The sequence below is a fragment of the Elstera sp. genome (assembly GCF_044372965.1).
GTDB lineage: Bacteria > Pseudomonadota > Alphaproteobacteria > Elsterales > Elsteraceae > Elstera.
This window is the reverse complement of sequence record NZ_JBILQX010000053.1, coordinates 1-19,489: the sequence shown is the minus strand read 5'-3', so window position 1 is coordinate 19,489 and position 19,489 is coordinate 1. Positions and strand designations below refer to the sequence as shown.

The 19,489-nt window shown below is 61.5% G+C and carries 16 protein-coding genes and 1 riboswitch; of the genes, 1 reads left to right on the top strand and 15 read right to left on the bottom strand.

What is annotated here, in order from left to right:
- The 7 genes from metE to ACIQ36_RS08870 all read right to left on the bottom strand — a co-directional run.
- Positions 1-2,244: 5-methyltetrahydropteroyltriglutamate--homocysteine S-methyltransferase (gene metE, locus ACIQ36_RS08900; RefSeq protein ID WP_395828359.1), on the bottom strand; the 2,244-nt coding region annotated here is incomplete at its 3' end.
- A 107-nt stretch (positions 2,245-2,351) separates the two neighbouring features.
- Positions 2,352-2,578, bottom strand: a riboswitch (cobalamin riboswitch).
- A 69-nt stretch (positions 2,579-2,647) separates the two neighbouring features.
- Positions 2,648-3,739, bottom strand: coding sequence for a tryptophan 7-halogenase (locus ACIQ36_RS08895; protein WP_395828357.1), 1,092 nt, complete (start codon positions 3,737-3,739; stop codon positions 2,648-2,650).
- Positions 3,739-4,167: a hypothetical protein gene (locus ACIQ36_RS08890; RefSeq protein ID WP_395828355.1), complete on the bottom strand. Its 429-nt coding sequence runs from the start codon at positions 4,165-4,167 to the stop codon at positions 3,739-3,741. The genes ACIQ36_RS08895 and ACIQ36_RS08890 overlap by 1 nt, the downstream gene beginning before the upstream one ends.
- Positions 4,164-6,818, bottom strand: a complete 2,655-nt coding sequence (locus ACIQ36_RS08885) for a LodA/GoxA family CTQ-dependent oxidase (protein ID WP_395828353.1) — start codon at positions 6,816-6,818, stop codon at positions 4,164-4,166. The genes ACIQ36_RS08890 and ACIQ36_RS08885 overlap by 4 nt, the downstream gene beginning before the upstream one ends.
- A 62-nt stretch (positions 6,819-6,880) precedes the next feature.
- Complete coding sequence (locus tag ACIQ36_RS08880) at positions 6,881-8,911, bottom strand: tyrosinase family protein (RefSeq protein WP_395828351.1); 2,031 nt, start codon at positions 8,909-8,911, stop codon at positions 6,881-6,883.
- Positions 8,898-10,619: a multicopper oxidase family protein gene (locus tag ACIQ36_RS08875; protein WP_395828349.1), complete on the bottom strand. Its 1,722-nt coding sequence runs from the start codon at positions 10,617-10,619 to the stop codon at positions 8,898-8,900. The genes ACIQ36_RS08880 and ACIQ36_RS08875 overlap by 14 nt, the downstream gene beginning before the upstream one ends.
- An 89-nt stretch (positions 10,620-10,708) precedes the next feature.
- Positions 10,709-11,032 (bottom strand): hypothetical protein, encoded by a 324-nt coding sequence (locus ACIQ36_RS08870; RefSeq protein ID WP_395828347.1) that lies wholly within the window; start codon positions 11,030-11,032, stop codon positions 10,709-10,711.
- 401 nt (positions 11,033-11,433) lie between these two features.
- Between ACIQ36_RS08870 and ACIQ36_RS08865 the strand changes: the two genes are divergently transcribed.
- A complete protein-coding gene (locus ACIQ36_RS08865; RefSeq protein ID WP_395828345.1) occupies positions 11,434-12,084 on the top strand; it encodes a DUF2182 domain-containing protein in 651 nt (216 codons plus the stop codon).
- Here ACIQ36_RS08865 and ACIQ36_RS08860 read toward each other — a convergent pair.
- The 8 genes from ACIQ36_RS08860 to ACIQ36_RS08825 form a co-directional block, all read right to left on the bottom strand.
- Complete coding sequence (locus tag ACIQ36_RS08860; RefSeq protein ID WP_395828343.1) at positions 12,077-13,597, bottom strand: UxaA family hydrolase; 1,521 nt, start codon at positions 13,595-13,597, stop codon at positions 12,077-12,079. The two genes, ACIQ36_RS08865 and ACIQ36_RS08860, sit on opposite strands and share 8 nt — an antisense overlap.
- Positions 13,598-13,608: 11 nt before the next feature.
- A complete protein-coding gene (locus tag ACIQ36_RS08855) occupies positions 13,609-14,733 on the bottom strand; it encodes a mannitol dehydrogenase family protein (protein WP_395828341.1) in 1,125 nt (374 codons plus the stop codon).
- 4 nt (positions 14,734-14,737) lie between these two features.
- Positions 14,738-15,748, bottom strand: coding sequence for a zinc-binding alcohol dehydrogenase family protein (locus tag ACIQ36_RS08850; RefSeq protein WP_395828339.1), 1,011 nt, complete (start codon positions 15,746-15,748; stop codon positions 14,738-14,740).
- A gap of 33 nt (positions 15,749-15,781) precedes the next feature.
- Positions 15,782-16,111 (bottom strand): L-rhamnose mutarotase, encoded by a 330-nt coding sequence (locus ACIQ36_RS08845; protein WP_395828337.1) that lies wholly within the window; start codon positions 16,109-16,111, stop codon positions 15,782-15,784.
- A gap of 10 nt (positions 16,112-16,121) precedes the next feature.
- A complete protein-coding gene (locus tag ACIQ36_RS08840) occupies positions 16,122-16,937 on the bottom strand; it encodes an amidohydrolase family protein (RefSeq protein WP_395828335.1) in 816 nt (271 codons plus the stop codon).
- A gap of 2 nt (positions 16,938-16,939) precedes the next feature.
- Positions 16,940-17,965, bottom strand: coding sequence for an aldo/keto reductase (locus tag ACIQ36_RS08835; protein ID WP_395828333.1), 1,026 nt, complete (start codon positions 17,963-17,965; stop codon positions 16,940-16,942).
- Positions 17,966-18,055: 90 nt separating this feature from the next.
- Positions 18,056-19,000 (bottom strand): ABC transporter substrate-binding protein, encoded by a 945-nt coding sequence (locus ACIQ36_RS08830; RefSeq protein WP_395828331.1) that lies wholly within the window; start codon positions 18,998-19,000, stop codon positions 18,056-18,058.
- Positions 19,001-19,089: 89 nt separating this feature from the next.
- Positions 19,090-19,489 (bottom strand): ABC transporter permease (locus ACIQ36_RS08825; protein ID WP_395828329.1); only part of this gene is annotated, 400 nt, incomplete at its 5' end.

Below are 19,489 nucleotides of genomic sequence, written 5' to 3'. Positions count from 1 at the left end.
GGGTTTGACCTCCTCCCAGCGCCGGGTTTTTAGGCCGCAGTCGGGGTTTACCCAAAGCTGTTCGGGCGGCAGATGGGTGCGGGCCTTTTGCAGCAGGCCAACCATATCGGCCTCGCTCGGCACGCGTGGCGAGTGGATATCATAGACGCCTGGCCCGATATCGTTGGGGTAGTGGAAGCCGGTAAAGGCGTCGAGCAACTCCATCTTAGACCGGGAGGTTTCGATAGAAATCACGTCGGCATCCATCGCGGCAATGGCGCCGATAATATCGTTAAACTCCGAATAGCACATATGGGTGTGGATCTGGGTGGCATCGCTCACCCCCGAGGCCGAAAGCCGGAAGCATTCGGTGGCCCACGTCAGATAGGCGTCCCAGTCGGCGCGGCGTAAGGGCAGCCCTTCGCGAAAGGCGGGCTCGTCGATCTGAATAATACCGATCCCGGCGACTTCCAGATCGCTCACCTCATCACGCAGGGCGAGGGCAATTTGCCGGCAGACCGTTTCACGCGGCAGGTCGTCGCGCACGAATGACCAGCAGAGCATCGTCACCGGCCCGGTCAGCATGCCTTTTACCGGGCGGTCGGTGAGCGACTGGGCGTAGTGCGCCCAGGCCACCGTCATCGGCTTTAGCCGCGCCACATCGCCGTAAAGGATCGGCGGACGGACGTAGCGGGAGCCGTAGCTTTGCACCCAAGCATGTTGGGTGAAGGCATAGCCTGAAAGCTGTTCGCCGAAATATTGCACCATGTCGTTGCGCTCGAACTCGCCATGGACCAGCACGTCGAGGCCGATTTCTTCCTGCCAGCGGATCGCCTGTTCGGTCTCCTGCTTCAGGAAATCCTCATACTCGGCGGGCGACAGCAGGCCTTTGCTAGCGTGGGAGCGGGCTTTGCGCACGGCGTCGGTCTGGGGGAAGGAGCCGATGGTCGTGGTGGGAAAAGGCGGCAGGTTCAGCTTTGCTTGCTGAAGCTTGCGCCGGTCGGCGAAGGGCCGGTAGCGCTGTGCCCAGGCGGGAACCACGCGCCCAAGCCGCGTGCGCACGCTGGGATTATGGAGCCGGGGGGAGGTTTTGCGCGCCCGGCACGCGGCGCTGGCCGCCGCCAGATCGACCGCAACCGCCGCCCGTCCTTCGACGAGGGCGCACCGCAGAATTGCGAGTTCGTCGAGTTTTTGGACCGCAAACGCGAGCCAGGAGCGGAGGTCGGCATCCAGATCCTGCTCCAAGCTCACGTCGATCGGCACGTGCAACAGCGAGCAGGAGGGGGCGAGGATAAGCTTGCTCGGCTCCCAAACGGTAACAATTTGCTCGATCTGGGCGAGGAGCGCGTCAAGATCGGCCCGCCACACATTGCGCCCATCGATGACGCCGAGCGACAGCGTTAAGTGCTTCGGCGCTTCGGCCAGCACGCGCGGCAGATCGGCGGCCCCGCGCACCAGATCGAGATGCACCCCGGCGACAGGGAGGGCGAGGGCGGTGGTCAGATTCTCCGCCATCGGGCCAAAAAAGCTTGTCACCAACAGTTTTAACTTCGGCACGGCCTCGGTTAACACGGCATAGGTGCGGTGTAGGGCGATGCGAGTGGCGTCGTCGAGATCAAGGGCGAGGCAGGGTTCGTCCATCTGTACCCAGTCGGCCCCCACCGCCTGCAACCGTTCGAGCAGATCGACATAGACCGGCAAAAGCCGGTCGAGCAACGCCCAGGGGTCGAAATCGATATCGGGTGACTTGGCCAAGCGCAGGAATGTCACCGGCCCCAGCAGCACTGGCCGGGTGTGAATGCCTAAGGCCTGGGCCTCCAAAAACTCGGCAACGGGCTTAGTCGACGCCAGTTGGAAGGTCTGGTCCGCCGAAAGTTCCGGCACGATGAAGTGATAATTCGTATCGAACCATTTCGTCATTTCCTGGGCGGCAAGGCCGGTTCCGGGAACGCCGCGCGCTAGGGCGAAATAGGTTTCCGCCGTCACCGGGCCGCCGGTCCAGCCGTAGCGATCGGGGATCGCGCCAACGAGGACGCTCGTATCCAGTACGTGATCGTAAAAGGAGAAATCATTGCTGGGGATATGGTCGATCCCCGCGCGCTTTTGGCGTTGCCAGTTTTCGGCCCGCAAGCGCGCGGCGGTGGCGTCGAGATCATCAAGCGTGGATTGACCCGACCAATAGGCTTCTAGCGCGGTCTTCAAGGCACGGCGGTCGCCAATTCGCGGCAGACCGAGCGTGGCAATGGGAATGGTAAGCTTAGACATTGGCAAATACCCCATAAAAATGGGGGCAAAGGCCATAGCGGACGCGATTGCACCAGGCCCGGTTTGCCAAGCCTGCTGCGCAAGCGACACACCGGGACACCCCGCCCGTGGACGTTATCTGTCATGGCAGGTCTCCTGGCTCGCGGGTCATCGCGCGCAATCCTGTCTTCCCAAGGCGTGGCCTCAGTGACAGGGGCGGATTGCGCACTCGCTGCGTACAGTTGCGGGGGCAGCTCCGGCTTTGGCGGGGGATAACCCCCTGTCCGCACCGGATTCCCTCTTAGCCCAGGGCCGCAATCTTGCGGCCTTGGGAACCATAACGTCGCGACTCTGCAATTTGAAATGACATTTGTCAATATAAGGATTTGTTTATATCGTTATGTTGATTCTAGCGGACAAACGCCTACGCCGCGACTGCTTGTCGCCGCCGCGCCCAAAACGGCTGATTGGGCCAACGGTTTTCCTCGGCATAATGGCGGGCGAGCGTGCGCTGATAGGCGGCATATTCCCCGGCCATCAGGGCGGAATAGCGCTGGCGCGCCGCCTCCCCCTTACCGGCGAAATGATCGAGCGCAACATAGGCGGCAAAGCTGCCCGAACGCAGGGCTTTGGCGATGCCTTGGGAGGATAGGGGCTCGAAGGTGCAGGCGGCGTCCCCCGCTGCAATCCAGGTTGGCCCGCACAGTGGCGTTATCAGGCTGGAAGTTGCCGCGCAAATTTCGATTTTGCCGCCCGTAGCCGAAGGGCCGAAGCTGGCTGACATTAGCCGCGTTTCGGCAAGCTTGCGGTCCCAACCCTCGGGCGTGGCGACCCCGAGGGGCCGCCCCAAATCGGCATCGGTCAGAAACCCGATGCAGCGCCCGCCGCCGGGAAGCGCGGCCCCGTACCACCAGCCGTCCGGGCAGGCTTCCAACAAAGTGCGCGGATCGCCTGCCGCACCTTCGGAATAATACCGTAGGTAGGCGATTAAGCGGTCGGCGGTCTGTGCGCGCCCGCCGACTGCGCCCAGAAATCCGCGTCGCCGCCCAGTCGCCCAGATCACGAATTTGGTCGTCAGGGGGGGGCAGATGTCGAAGGAAAGCCGCCACCCGGCCCCGTCCAACGGCACGGCACTTTCGACGCGCACCCCGCGCCGAAGCGCGGCGCCCCGCGTTACCGCAGCTTCGGCAAGCAAATGATCGAAGCGAACGCGGTCCAGGTGCCAATCGGCCCCTTGGGCGCTGAAGATGGCGGCGCGTTCAGTCACCGCCGCCGTGCCCCAGCAGGCGGCAAGCCCTGGGGCGGGCGTGCAGGCGTGGGAAACCTCGGCGGCAACCCCCAGCGTCTGCAACAAGGTTGCTCCCGCCGCAGGGAGAACTTCCCCGCCCCGGCGGCGCGGAACCCTATCGGCGTCGATCAGCAGCACCCGCCGGTCGGGCGCGTGCTGGCGCAGAGCAAGGGCTGCGGCCGATCCGGCCGGCCCCGCCCCGATAATCGCAAAATCGACTTCGAGCATTATCCCTGAAGCGCGGCGTAGAAGGAGCCAACAACCCCTGCCGGGCTAATGCTGCCGGGCGTGCTGCCCGAATGGGCGATAACGCGCGTGACCGAGCCGACCAAGGCCGGAACTTGCAGGCTATTCGTGCTATTCGGCCAGACCGGAACGACCATCGCAAGATAGTCGTAGATCCATTCCTCGCCGCCGATGACCCCCGAGCCCCGAAAGCGCGCGGGCTCGCTGGTGCCGAAACCGAAGCCGCCGTGGAGGGTGAGTTGCCAGCCGGGGCCGCCGATGGTGCCGGTCAGCACCCCGCGCGCGTCTTGGGCGATTGCGAGCGTGCCGCGCCCGAGTTCGAGCTTATCGAAATCGACCGACAGATCGGGGTCATTATAGAGGCTCCGGTAGGACCAGGAGCCGACGAACGGATTAAGCAGATTGGTCATGGGATATCCTTTCCGCGTTCAACCCCGACGAAGCGGGCTTGATCGAGTTGCGGGCTGTTGAGAATTTCAGGGGGAAGCGTGTAGTTCAGCACAACGAAGCTAAGCTGGGTCCAGCCCGTCACCATTTTGAGATCGCCTGCCGAGGTTTGCGGAATGCCGCGCGACCAGTTGAGCGGTTGGCTGGTGCTGGTTGTCCCGTCGCTATTCACAGTCAATTCCGCTACTTGCAGCGGGCGATGGGCGGGCCACCACATGGTTTCCCAGGTCTTTTCTTCGCGCGCCAGGATCGGATCGGTGGGATTGGTCGCGTCGATCTGGTTCCAGGCCTCATAAGTGATGTTGATGGTCTGGGTGGTACACTCGTTGAAATCGGCCTGCCAGGGCAGGGCGCTCATTTTGGTGAGATCACCCGGTTGCAGGCCCGTTGCGTAATTACTGTCTTGCGATAGGTCGGTATCGGCATAGCCGATATAGGTGATGGGGTTGACGGTCGAGCCTTTGGCATTGGCCTGGGCCGCCGTTTCGCCAAAGGTTGCAAACGTCGGATCGGCCTTCAGGCGGTAGGGCAGGTACCAAACGCCGGGATTGCGGACGATCCAGCCGATTTCCCCACCGGGGAAGAACGCCCCGCCGAGAAGATTGCTGAGCACCCCTTGATCCAATTCCCGCCCGGTCAAAACCGGACCGCGCGGGTAAGGCTGCCACGGGTTGATCGCGCTTGCCGGAACAAAGCCCGCCGTAACCTCGTTGATAAATTTCCCCTCCGCCCATTGGCGCAGCAGATAGAACTGCATATCGGTGAGGCGCAAAAACTTCGACGGGGTGTCGTTATACTTCGGATTGTCGCCCGCGAGCAGCGGCATGAGCGGCAGATGATAGGTGCGCGTTGTCGGATTGCCCTGAACCCGGAAGACATTTTCTTCGCCCGGACGGCGCAGCACGTCATAGAGAAACTGCCGCATCGGCCCATAGGGGTCGGAGGTTGCCGCCACAATTGCGTCGGCGAAAGCGTCGGCGAGCAGGCGACCCGAGGCGAATTCCAACAGAACCCGCGTGATCGCATCGATCAGATGCTTGTTCGGATCGATCGGCTTTGCCGCCTTATTCTCGGCCCGCCGGGCTTTTAGCCGGGTTACGGCTTGCGGCGGAACCAGAATCGTGTGAACGCGGTCCGAAAGGGTTTGCCGGGCCTTGGTATACGCGGGGGTTGGGGCCTGCGTATTATCGGCATAAATCTTCTGCCACCGGCGCAAATAGGCGTCCGGCTTTTCCTCCGGTGACGGCGGGGCGACCGCTTGAACGAAGGTTTGAAACGCGAGGTTCAGATCTTGCACCAGGGTAGCGACGGCATCGACGCTGGTCGGCGCGTCCCGCTCCCGGCGCATCAGCGCGGGTTCGAGTGCTTCTGTGGCCAGCACACCGAGGGCATTGCTGTAGACGGCGGCTTCCTGACGGCGGTGCGCTTGGATCGGCGAGACGAACGGCGGCTCGCACAGGCGGTAGGGATCGAAGGTGCCGCGTTTGGATTGATCGTGCGGCATATTCGATTGGATGAGAATATTGCTGACCCAGTTGAACTCGTTGGGGCGAAACAGAATCGGCCAAATATCGCGCCAGAACCAGGGCTTATACGCCGGGTTCCACTCAAGCTTACCGGCCTTCCAGAAGCTCAACGCCCCTTCGTCGCGCGGGTCGATCCGTTCGGGGGCGTTGAAGGTGCCGGCGGTGCCATACAGATCGGTGCGATAGGCGAGTTGCTGGATGGCGACATCCTCGATCACCTCGTCCATCGTAATCATATCCAGCATTTCCGGCGCATAGCGCGGATAGCCGCACACCACCCAGGCGGGATATTCCACATCGATATAGCGAATGGCTTGGACATCTTCGGAGAACATCACCAGACGCGCGGTAACGGACCCGTCGGAGGTATCGTCGAACCAGCCATCGGTATTGGCGTAATTATCGATGCGCGGCTGGCCCATGCCGGTTTTATAGCTGCCGCTGCACCCATGCCCGCCCAAGACCAGCAAACGCCCGGTATCGTCGGTCAGCACCGTGCCCAGCGTATCAATATCCTTCGGCCATAGGCCTTTCGGCGGAAAGGTCGTTGCATAGCCGGGGTTGCCGTCGCGGCTAAACTCGGCGCGGCGGCGGTTCTTGAGGTTAACGATTTGCGGGCCGGGATCGATAATCAGACGTTGGCGGGCGTTGGGATCGCTAATATCGGCATTGCGGCGCGGATGATCGGCGGTATAGCCGGTTTCGCCCGCAAGGCCGCGAAATTCGTACCAAACCGCCTTTTTATTGGCGAGATAGACCTGCCAGATAATATCGACCAAAGTGCCGCTATTGCCGCCACCCTTGATTTTATCGCCGATTTTGAGAACCCGCCCATCGGGGGTGTCATCGTCGTGAACATAGATCTGAAAGCGCGCCGCCTGACGTTTAATCCGGCCTTGCGCGTCTTTGAAGGTGGCAACCGGCACGTCCGACAAACCATCGGGCGTGCGTTTCGGGTTCCCCTGGGCGTCGCATTCGGTGGGCAGGGCCGCCGGGCGTTCGGGGGCGATGTAGAATTCGTCGGGACTATCGCCCAGCCGGGCGATGCCGATTGCCGGGTGAATCTGGTAACGGGGGGTCGTGTCCATTGCGGTTTCCTTGGCCCGGCAGAGCGCATCCTTGGTGAAGGATGCGCTCTTGCGCGTTGGCATCAATCGTGGAAGTTCAGCGACACGCCATCGAGGCGCAGCAGCTCTTTGTCTTCCTGATAATCGGCCCCGATCACCACGAGGGTCAGACTGATCTGACGTACCCCCGCCGTAATCAGGCGGCGCGCGGCCGCCGTTACGTCGATCCGGTGATTGCGCGGCGTGTTCATCGTTCGGGCGCTGCGGTCGCCACCCCGGCCAGGGGCGGGCGGAATATCGCAGTGGCCCGGCCCGCCGTAGCAGGGGCCGTGCCCAAAGACGGCGAGATAGCCCGCATAGCCCGTGTCTGGGCCGAGCGGGGTGCTGGCGTCGGCTTCCGAGTTATTGAGGAACACGCGGATAAAGCAGGAGCGGGGGAGCTGCGGAACTCGGTGCAAGCGCACTTCCGCCGACCCAAACCCCTTAATAACCGCCTCCGGCACCGGAATATCTTTGGAGCGGAACCGCCCGACCGGCGCGGTGAGGCCGACCGGAACGATATGGGTGCTCTTGACGTATTCATAGCCAAAGCGGTGCATATCGAGCGTATTCTGGACCGTATAACCCCAGGGCGTCATAACGGCGTCAAGGTTGCTCGGCACCCCATCCGGGTGGGTCTGCTGCCATTCCCACCACAGCCGGTCGATATTGGCATGAATGGGCCAGAACACCGGATCGAAGGAGGCGGTGAGGTTGCTGAACATGTCGCCAAACTGGGGCTGCCCGTAGAGATCTTCCCGCTTATGGAACCGGCGACCTGAAACCCGCACGCCCTTGACGGCGTCGGGGGCTTTGCTATCGAACTGCGGGTTCATGCCCCCCGTCCAAATATGCATCGTGTTATGGGGGTTTTGGTCCAGAAAGCCGAAGCTATCGTTATAGAGACTACCGCCGCCAAAATCGCGGTAGGTGCGCAGGCTTAGGATCTGCTGAATATCGTCGGCTGTCGGGTAATGGTAGTGGATCGCCTGATTGATCGTTTTCCCATTATACTCGCCAGGGTAGCGTAGCGGATACCACAGCGAATTGGCTTCCAGCAGCACATCGATAAAAGCATTGCGCAGCGGATTGGTGGAGTAATCCACCCCCGTTGCTGCTTTGACCGCCGCAAAAAACGTATCCTGGCTATAGAAGGTTTGGCCGACGAGCGGCTCCAGCGCCTTGGCCTGATCGGCGGGCAACCCGGCTTTGACCAGTTCCGGCAGCGCCACCGCCGTTAGGAAGCACATGAAGGAGACCGGGATACGCTGGCCCTTTTCCGGTTCGGCGGGCCGGTAGGCGGGCATCGTGAAGTCCCAATAGGGCATGGTCACATCGGGGCAATGGACCTGAAGCGCCTTTTCGAACTCGTAGAGATAGACGCGGTGCCACGGTAAAAACCGCTCCCACCCGTGTTGGCAGTGGTTCTGATGGATAAGCGCGAGATTATTGTAATTGCGCGCGTCCTCGGTCCATTTGTTCAGATCGTAGAGGCCACGAAAGGCAAGGCGCAGCCGGGCGACTTGCGCTTCGCTCATGCAATCGAGGTTCATGCGCTGAACCGGCTCGCCCCGCTCGTAGCGATAGGCGTTGGAATCGCCCGTGAGCAACCCATAAACCGGCCCGGCGAGCCCGATCACCTCAACGCGCTCAATCGCCTCGCCCGCGTCGATTTCCGGGGTCAGGCTGGCCCGGCTTGCGCCGGGGGCCCCATCATCGATCCATTGGGCGATGGTCGCAATATCGGCCGCCGGAAGCGGCGTGCCGCCCCAGGGAAGGCGCGGGTATTGCGTGCCGTCAAAGGGCGCTTCGCCCTTCAGCCCCTTTATAAGCACCGACCGGGCCGAGCGCGCGGCCCCGTTCGCCACCGGATTGCCGCAACAGGTAAGTTCCTGCTCCGGCGCGATCAGGGGGAGATCGTAGAGGTGGGCCGCGACAAAAGCATCCCGGTCCAAGGTCCAGAAGGCCCCGAGCCCCCCATAATCCGCCGTGCTGCCCTGGGCTGCTTTGGCCAGCAGCGCTTGAACGGCGGGGTAAAAGACGGGCGCGTCAATAAAAAGCTCAGTGGTGGCCACGGCTGATGCCCCCCGAACCGTCGTTGAGACCGATGGAGACGTTTTGCATCATGCCTTGGTCCTCATGGTCGAGAATATGGCAGTGCAGCACAAACTCACCGATGTAGCGCTGATACCGCGTGCGAATGACCATGCGGTAATAGTTCTTCGGCGGAATGGTGAGTTGGCCGGGGTTGAGGTTGGTTTTGACGAACAAAGTGTCTTTCCACGCCCCGCTGAGCCCGGCGAATTGATTATCGCCATCGGCCTCGGTAACATCCGGCAAGCTCACATCCTTCCCATCGGGATCATAGATTCCCATGATTTGGAACGGGTTCACATGGATATGGAAGGGGTGGCTGACGCTGTAAGACCGTAGTTCCCACTGCTGGGCCGTGCCGAGCACAAGGTTGCGATCAACCCGGTCCGGGGAATAGGGGGCCGCGCCTTTCGGAACCAGATAATCGGCATAGGGGATCACATCGAAGCTATTGCCCACGGCGAACTGCGTGGCATTGGCATCGCCCACGCCGATGAAGAACACGAGGTCTTCTTGCTTCGTATCCTTCACCTCATCGTCGGTCACGGTCGGGTGCGGCACGAAGCGGGTGAATTTCGGCGTCGGGTTATTCTTGGCATCGACCTTATTGAGATCGGCGATCACTTGTTCCTGCACATCGGCGGGCATATGGGCCTTGGCCGAGGCGGTGAGGATGTCCACCAGGGTTTTCGTTACATCGGCGGGGGCGATTTTCTTCGAACCCGAAACCGCGACAAAGCCAAGGAAGTTAGCCGGCTCGGTCTGATTGCTCACGCTGGCGCTCTGCGTGGTGCCGGGTTCCATCATGCAATAGACTCCGGCTTCCGGGAAGACGGTGAGCAGATCGTAGCGGTAGCCCGGTTGCAGCGTTACATTCGTGGCTGTGATGCTGTTTTCCATCGTCAGGCCATCGGCGGCAGCCACTTGATACGGCACCTGAAAGCCCGAGCAAACCTGCTTCAAAAACTCCGGCAGGTTCGTCTTCGTCGGGTTAACGAGCGCGCCCTGGGCGGCGTTGAGGTTCGCGCGCACGAACTGCAAGTTGATGGTATCGCGCACCCCGGCGTGAATCGTGCGCCAGCGTTCAACCTGCCCGGCTTCGATACCCGTGAAGGTCGGCAGAACCATGCCATTGATACTGGTCCAGCGCCCGGATTGCTGCCACGTGCCGGGGCCGAACTGATTATAGCTTTCGATCACGCCGGTTTCGCCCGGCTTGCACGACCAATCGATCGAACCGTCGCTATTATACTTCAGCTTCCCGTCGGTGCCTGTGCAGGCGTATTGGATTTGCTGGAAGACCAGCGTGCGCTCGGCGAACGGCTTCGCGTCGGGGGTAGCGGCGACCAGCAGCGTATCGAGATCGCCGTTCACCGCGCCGGGCGAGCCCGCTTTGCCCATCGGCTTGCGGTCGCCTTTGATAATCAGCGCCCCGGCCATCCCGCTCGACACCTGCAAGGCGGTGGAGCCGTGACGGTGCGGGTGATACCAGAAGGTGCCCGCCGGATGGTCTGCCGGAATATTATATTCGTACTGGAACTTCACGCCGGGATTGAGCGACAGGAGCACATTATCGCTATTGCCGGTCGGGCTCACCCACAGGCCGTGGGAGTGAAGATTGGTGCCGTTAAAGCAATGGGGGCTATCCACCGTACCGCTGGCATTGGTGCAGCTTGGATCGGGAGGCATTTGGTTATCCAAGGATACGCGCACCGTATCGCCCGGCGTGGCATTGAGCAGCGGTCCGACGAAGGGGGTTTTGCTGCCGGTTTGGTCGGTTACGCCGAATAGCTACGCAGGCGGACCTTTTGATACACATCCGTGGTGGGATCGTAAATTTCGCCTTCAGTATATTTGATGGTCAGATCATAGGCACGCTCGACCCCGGCATGGTCCTTACCCACGGGGAGCGCATAATTTATTTTTGGCGCGGGAAGCGGCACTTGCTTTAGCGTCGGTGGATTGGCAAAAGCGCGCGGGGCGACCGCAGATTGCTGCTGGGCGAAGGCGCCCCCCGCCAAAAGCGCCGATAGGGCGGCCCCGGCGAGAATATGGAGCAGCCCGGACCTCTGTCCGCAGCCGACGGTCGGTATTTTCCGCACGGAGTCACTCCTATGACATGCAATGATGTGATATCTACTGGAACGGTCGAATGCAGTTCGCTGAATATTAGAATGCACATTCGGCTGAGGTATTCAATCTAAAATAGCTTATTAATCTCATTACATTTTTCTTGCCGAGTGATAAAAATGATGGCACCCTTTAAAGTAGATTATAGGTCCAAAGTTCATTTAAGATTAGATGTGCTGCCTGGGGTTTTTACGGTAAATTGGGGATCGACATGATTTCGTTAATTTGAAATTTTAGGATCATGGTTGATTTATTATTAAAATAATAAGCAGTTTCCCTCTCAAATATAATGTTAAAAACATAGTTTTCCGCACTTATTTTCAACTTAAAATTGTTTGGAAAATTAAAGATGCTTCAAAAAAGAGACGATCTGATGGCGCCATTGAACCTCTCCTTGCTGCTGCTATCGGTGGGCGGATGGGGCTATCTTTGGGAGGGGAGTGGGCACCTCGCGCTTCCGGGGAACTGCGGTCTTTCGGCGGCCCATTGGCTGGATTGGGGTTGGGCGGCGCTCGATCTGCTGTTGCTGTTCAATCCGCCCGATCAGCTTCTTCTGTCATGGCTGGTGATGATCGTCGCCATGATGGCCCCTTTCCTAGCCACGCCGCTGGCACAGATGCGCCCGCACGCTCGATTGATGCTGGCTTTTGCGCTGGCCTATGTCGGCCTCTGGATGCTGGTTGGTGCGGTTTTGATGGTCGTCGCCGTGGCGATTTTGACGCTGCCGGGCGAGCCGTTGCTGTATGGCGCAGTTTTGGCCGCGCTTTGGCAAGTGACGCCCCTGAAGCGGCGGTGTCTTCGCCTGTGCCATTGGCAGCCCACCGCGCCGATCCTCAGCGTGCGGGCCGCATTCGGGTATGGCCGAACGATTGCGCTTGCCTGCCTTGGCAGTTGCTGGGCTTTGATGCTCGTGCCCCTGCTGGCGCACCACGCCCATTTTATGCTTATGATACTTGTATCGGCGCTGTTCTTTCTGGAGCGTGGGCAACCGCGCGCCTGGTGGTCTCGGCTCAGACTTACATAACCGCGCCGAGGTGCCAGGGCACGAATTCATTGTCGCCCATACCATGCTCTTCCGAGCGCGTCGGCGCGCCCGAGGCGGTGTCGAGCATAAGCTGAAACAGCGCGGCCCCGGCGTCGGCAACGCTTTGGCCCTCGTCCAGGATCGTGCCGCCGTTGAAATCCATATCCATCGCCATGCGTTTGAACAGGCCGCTATTGGTGGCAAGCTTCAGCGACGGCGTCGGCTTGCAGCCGTAGGTCGAGCCGCGCCCGGTGGTGAAGCAGATCAGCGTCGCCCCGCCCGCCACTTGCCCCGTCGCCGAAACGGGATCGTAGCCGGGGGTATCCATGAACACGAGGCCGCGGCTCGTAACGGGATCGGCATAGCCGACCACATCCATCAGGCCGCTGCTGCCGGCTTTTGCGACCGCGCCTAAGGATTTCTCCAAGATCGTCGTGATCCCGCCCGCTTTATTGCCGGGGGAGGGGTTATTGTTCATATCGCCCTTGTGCTGGCGCGTATATTCCTCCCACCAGCGGATGCGGGCGAGCAGTTTTTCGGCCACCTCCGGTGTTGCTGCGCGGGCGGTGAGTAGATGTTCGGCCCCGTAAATCTCTGGTGTTTCGGAGAGAATCGCCGTCCCGCCGTGGCGCACGAGTAGATCGACCGCCGCACCGAGAGCCGGGTTCGCGGTAATCCCCGAATAACCGTCCGACCCGCCGCATTGCAACCCGACCGTTAGGTGCCGGGCGGAAACCGGCGTGCGGCGCACGTCATTGGCCAGCGGCAGCATCGTTTTAATGAGGGCGATCCCCTGATCGACCGTCTCGCGCGTCCCGCCCTCCGCCTGAATAGTCAGGCTGGCGACCAAGCCCGACGGGCGGGCGGCGAGGCTGTCGGCCAAGGGGGCGATCTGATTGACCTCGCAGCCGAGCCCAATCAACAGAACCCCAGCAAAATTCGGATGATCGGCATAGCCGCGCAACGTGCGCTGAAGTATCTCAATGCCCTCGCCGGTACCACTCATGCCGCAACCGCTGCTGTGAGTAATGGCGACGATTCCGTCCACATTCGGGTAATCGGCCAGGGCCGCGCCTTTAAAGGCCTCGGCGATATAGCGGCAGACGGTGGCCGAACAATTCACGCTCGCAATAATGCCGATGTAATTGCGCGTGCCGACCTTGCCCGACGCGCGCACGATCCCTTGAAACTGCGCGCCCTCGGCGGGGTCGGTCGGGCGATAGGCGCTGCCAATGGCCTCCTCAAGCCGCATATCGCCCATCGTGAGATTGTGTATATGGACATGGTCGCCGGGGGTAATCGCCTGGGTGGCAATGCCGATGACCTGCCCGTATTTCAACACGGGCGCTCCCTGAGCAATCGGCGTCACCGCCAGCTTGTGCCCGCTTGGAATGGCGACCGTGGCCGCGCCGGTAAACCCCTCGACGGTATAAGTAGTTCCTGCCGCAATGTCGCGCGTCGCAACGGCAACCGAATCGGCGGGGTTTAGCAGAAAGAGGGCAGGGGCGGTCATGGGGGGCCTCCTCAGGCGAGCGTATTTAGGGCGGCGCGCAGGCGGGGTTGCGGCAGGGCGAGGCCGTGGGCCTCCGCCTGGGCGACAATCGGGGCGAGGCGGCGTTGCTTCTTATCCCGGTGGTTTTGGGCGATGTCGGCAAGGCGATGATCGAGGAAGGGATTCAAGAACCGGTCCCGAACCTGCGCGCAATAGGCGGCGGCCAGATCGCCTTCGCCCGCTGCTGCGAAAACCGGGAGCACCTCGTCCCGCCAAAGCCCGTCGAGATCGGCGCTGATCGTAGGATGGCTCATCGCCTGATAAACCGTTTCGTCGGCGCGGCGTCCCTGGCGCAGCCAGCCTTCGGCAAGATAGGTATGGCCGAGGTTGAGCAGATGCAGCTTCAGCCGTTCAAGCTGACCAAGATCATCGACCAACTCGATGGCCGGATGCGTACAGGGGAGGGTGAGCCCGTCTTGCCGCTCAATCGCCCAAAGCGCATAGGGTTCCGCGACCGCGCCGACGGGCTGGATGGGTTCGGAGACGATCCGGTCCACCAGCGAATTCGCCCAGCGGCAGCCACTGGTAAGATAGTCTTGAAAGGCGGCGGGTAAGCCCCATTCGGCGGCGAGATCGCGCACGATTTTCTTTAACTGGTCGCCATTGCGGGAAATCAATTCGCAGGGAAACAGCGAAATCGGCGCGGCCCCGGCCTGCCAGCGGCGATGCAGCAGCACCAGAAGCTTGGCCGGAAAGCTACGGGGGGCTTCGGTTCCCGGTGCCAGCAGGCTTGGCCCATCGCTGGGGTCGAGCCTATAGCCCGCATCGCCGGTATTGGAGAGGATCACCTGAACCTCGCCCCCCATCAAACGGCACAGGTCCGGCCAGTCGCGCTGGGCCTGATAGGCGGCACGGATCGCGGTGCAGGTTTGCTGAGTATCCACGATTGCGCCCTTCAGGCGGCCCCGGATGCGCACGGGATAGCCCCCGCCACTGGCAAGCGCGGCAATGCGGGCGGCGCTTTCCGGGTTTGCCGTCGTTTGAACCACGGCGACCGGGCCGAGGGCGTCGCCGCGCGCCAGCGCTTCCGATAGGAACAGAGCGGCATGGGCTTGCAGAAACCGGCTGGTGCCAAACTGGAGAATCGGCGTCGTCACGGGGTCAGCACTCCACCAGGGCTTTCACCACCCCCGCCGCCGGGTTGAGGAGGTCGGCGAAGGTTTCGGGCATGCTCGCTAGCGTCAACCGATGGGTATTCAGCGCGGCGTCGGGCACTTTTCCCGCGCGCATGGCGGCGAGCACGGTTTCGAAATCCTCCAGCGTGGCGTTACGGCTGCCCATCAGCGTCATTTCGCGCTTATGAAATTCGGGGTCGGAGAAGCTGATTTGGCTGCTGACGATGGAGACCAGAACATAGGTGCCACCGTGCGAGACGAACTGAAAGCCGCGCTCCATCGCCTTTGGATTACCGGTGGCGTCGAACACTCGGTCGAAGAACACCCCGTCGGTGAGTGCCGAAAGCTGCGCCGCATCCTCCGGCCCGATGGCAACGGTCGCGGCGACGGATAAATGCCGCGCGCAGAAATCCAGCCGGTCCTGACGGGTGTCGAGCATCGTCACGATGCCCCCGCGTAACGAGGCGAAAATTGCAACCGCCATGCCGATCGGCCCCGCGCCGACAACGAGAACCCGTTGTCCGGATTCCACCTGTCCGCGCCGAACCGCGTGCGCGCCGATGGCGAGAAACTCCAGCATCGCGGCTTGATCGAGCGAAATTCCCTCGGCCTTATGCACGAATTCTTCCGGCAGGCTGAGGTATTCGGTAAAGGCGCCGTCGCGGTGAACGCCTAAAACCTGGATATTCTGGCAGCAGTTGGTTTTTCCCTGACGGCAGGCGTGACAGGTGCCGCAGGAGAGATAGGGCATGACGAAAGCCGGATCGCCCGCTTGGAAACGGCTGCCGTCCGGCGCTTCTTCGATAATCCCAGAAAGCTCGTGCCCCATCACGCGCGGATACTGCAAATAGGGCTGATTGCCGGTGAAAATATGCAAATCGGTCCCGCAAACGCCGACGCGCTTGACCCGCAGCAAAACCTCCCCCGCGCCCCGCACCGGCTTGGTTCGGGTTTCAGCGCGTAAAGTGCCGGGGGTTTCGCAGATGACGGTGAGCATGGTTTTCCTCGAAGGCTAGAATTGGTTAAAACATCAGTCGGTATGGAAAACCGGCGCCATCATCGCCCAATGCTCGCCGGGCGCGCGGCTCGGCAAGGGGATTTGGCAGGGGCTACAGAAGGTCCACCAGCGTTGGGTTTCCGGATCGGCGGCAATGGCGGCCATATCCGCGTCGAAATCCGTGCCGTGATATTCCCAATAGCCGAACAGCAAATTCTCCGGCTCGCGCAGGAAGATCGTGTAGTTGCGGATATTGGATTGGGCGATCCGCGCCAAAACCTGCGGCCAAACGGCGGCGTGCAGGCGGCGGTATTCGTCAATCTTATCGGGGGCGATTCCAATGACCATGCCCATGCGCTGCATCGGGGGGCTCCTAAGCCAAACGGTAGAAATTGCGGGCGGTGTCACCGAACACGGCGGCATGGGCTTCGGCGGGAATCAGGGCTTCGGCCATCGTCTGCCAGCCGCGATAATCCCCCGCAAGGGTCAGCACCGGCCAGTCGCTGCCCCAGATCAGCCGATCTGGCCCGAAGAGGGTGAAGAGGGTTTCGGCATAGGGGCGGATATCCTCCCGCCCCGTCAGCGCCCCGGCTTCGGTGAGCAGGCCCGAGAGCTTGCAAAAAACGTTCGGCAGCGCGGCCAGTGCCACCATATCCGCGCGCCACCCCGGTGTACCTCCGCGCGCGATGTCCGGCTTTGCGCCGTGGTCGATAACGATGGGCAGGGCCGGGAAGCGCTGGGCGAAGCGCAACAGCGAGGGCAAATGCGGCGGCAGGGCGAGGGCGTCGAAAGCGAGGTTTGCGGCCTGCATCGCCGCAATCGCAGGGTCCAGCGCCGGATCGTCCAGCCAATCAGCGGGCAGGGCTTGCAGCAGCGGGCGCAGGCCTTTCAGCTTGGAATCGGCACTTAGAATCGTGATTTGGGCGGGCGCGTCGGCGGCCTTGAGATCGACCCAGCCGACCACGCCCAAAATGAAGGAATGGCGCGCGGCGAGCCCCAACATAAATTCGGTATCGGCCAGGGAGGGAAGCGACTGCACGAGGATCGTGCCATCGATTCCGCCTTCGGCCAGCAGCGGGGCGAGATCGCCCGGCATGAAATCCCGATGGATCGCGGCTAACTCGGGCGGTGGCCAATCGCCGACCCGCGTCGCCAACTGCCAAAAATGCTGATGCCCGTCGATGCGCATGGTTAGGCTCCCACAGGCGTGGGGGCGGTAGCGTCGATCAGGCCGCGTTCGCTGAGTGCCTGCCAGAAAGCGCCGGGAATCGGGCTCTTGAACCAAGCGATATTGGTCTCAAGCTGGCCCCGCGTGCGCGCGCCGGTAACAACACTGACGACGCTGGGATGGGCGAGCGGGAATTGAAGGGCGGCGGCGGGCAGGGCGACGCCGAATTCCTGGCAGACTTCGCTCAGCGCCTCAACGCGCGCGATCATCGCAGGCGGCGCATCGGCGTAATTGAATTTGCCATTGCCGACCAAAAGCCCGGAGTTGAAAACCCCCGCTGCGACAATGGCATTGCCTGCTTTTTGGCAGTTTTCCAGAAAAGGCGACAGGCTGGTTTGTTCCAGCAGCGTGTAGCGCCCGGCCAGCATGGTGCAGTCGAGATCGATTTCCTGCATCGCGTCCTGAACGACTTCCCACTCGTTCACCCCAAGGCCGATAGCGGTGACGATACCCGCCCGGCGCAGCGCATCAAGCGCCCGAAAGCCGCCACCCTGGGTAAGCTGCTGCCAATGGTGATCGTGCTTCTCGCCGTGGGTGACGCGGCCAATATCGTGGACATAAAGAATATCGATGCGGGCGATGCTAAGGCGCTGATAGGAATCTTCGACCGAGCGCATAATCGCGTCGTAGGAATAATCATAAACCTGATGAAACGGGAGCGCCTCGGCCCAGCCATTGGCATCGGTGCCCGCCGGGCGCACGCCGCGCGCATTGGGGCGAATGAGACGACCGACTTTCGTGCTGAGAACATAGTCCTCGCGCGCCCGGTCACAGAGGGAGGTCCCCATCCGATGTTCCGAGCGGCCATAACCGTAATAGGGGGCGGTATCGAAATAGCGAACGCCGTTTTCCCAGGCGCAGGCAACCAGATCGTCCGACTCAGCAGCCGTGCTGGCGCGGTAGAGCCCGCCGATTTGGGCACCGCCGAGGCCGAAAACCGGAAGCGACAGGCCCGTGCGGGGCAGAGAGCGGCGGTCGGTCAGAAGCATAATTTCACCTGAGAAACTCGGGAAAAAAGGGCGTGCGCTCAAAACGGGGAGACGCGCGCGCACGCCCAAGGCGGGGAGTAAGGCGCGGGTTTAGTAGAGGACGTTCTTAGCTTCCGGCTTTTCGATATTGTCCTTCGTGACGATCACGACGCCCGTATCAAGGAATTCCGGCACCGGTTGCTTTGCCACCAGCTTCACGACGCTTTGCACGCCGAGATAGCCCATCTGGTACGAGCCTTGCACGGCGATGGCTTCAAGCGTGCCGTCTTTCACGAAATTCTGAAGGTCTTGATTGCCGTCGAACCCGACCGCAACCACGCGGCCCGCTTTACTCGCCTGGGTGATGGCGCGGCCCATGCCGATGGCGGTGGGCTCATTTGCGCCGAAGATGCCTTTCAGGTCCGGGTGTGCGGCGAGCACGTCGGTCGTCTGATTGAGCGCGGTCGCCATTTGCGACTGGGAATAATAGGTGCCGACGATTTCGAGCTGCGAATTGGCTTTGATATATTTGGTAAAGCCGCCAACGCGCCCGATTTCCGAGCCCGCGCCCGCCACATAGGACATAACGGCGATCTTGCCGGTCTTACCGACCTTATCGATCAAGGCTTTCGCGCTCAGCTCGCCCGCCTTTTCATTATCGGTGGCGAGAAAGGATTGATAGTAGCGCTTACCGGCTTCCGACAGCATCGAGTCGATCAGCACCACCGGGATTTTGGCTTCCCAGGCTTTTTTCAATGCGGGAACCAGCGCATCAGGATCGGACGGGGCCAGCACAATGCCCGCGACTTTGCGGTTCACGGCGTTTTCCACCATATTGACCTGATCGGCGATGGCGGATTCCGAGGCGGGGCCTTGGAACGTCATCGAATAGCCCGCGGCTTCCTTATTGGCGTCGGTCGCGCCCTTTTGCACATTCTGCCAAAAGGTCGAGTTCACGGTTTTCACGATCACCGCGACTTCCTTATCGGCGGCATAGCCAGCCCCGGCGAACAGCGCCAGAGCGGAGACGAGACAGGCGGATAGGATTTTCTGCATAGTTTCTCTCCTTGGGGGATTCGGAAGTTGATCTTCCTGCTCGGGGCTGGGCGCGTGCACAGTCCCGTTACTCAACGGAGCCTCGCGGTTCAACGCCGGTTGCGGATCTGGTCGATCCACACCGTGAGCAGAATGACGAGGCCGATGATGATTTGCTGCGTGAAGGCCGAGACGCCGTTCATATTCAGGCCATTGCGCAGAATGCCGATAACGAAGGCCCCGATGACCGTGCCGGAGATGGTGCCGACGCCGCCAATCAGCGAGGTTCCGCCGATAACCGCGCTGGCAATCGCATCCAGCTCATACATCACGCCCTCATTCGGCTGGGCGGTAACGAGGCGGGACATCAGCACACAGCCCGTGAGCCCGGCACAGGTGCCCGACAGCACATAGGTAAACAGCGTCACTCGGTTCACATTCACGCCCGAGAGGCGCGCGGCTTCGCTATTGGAGCCAACGGCGTAGATATGGCGCCCGAGGGTCGTGCGG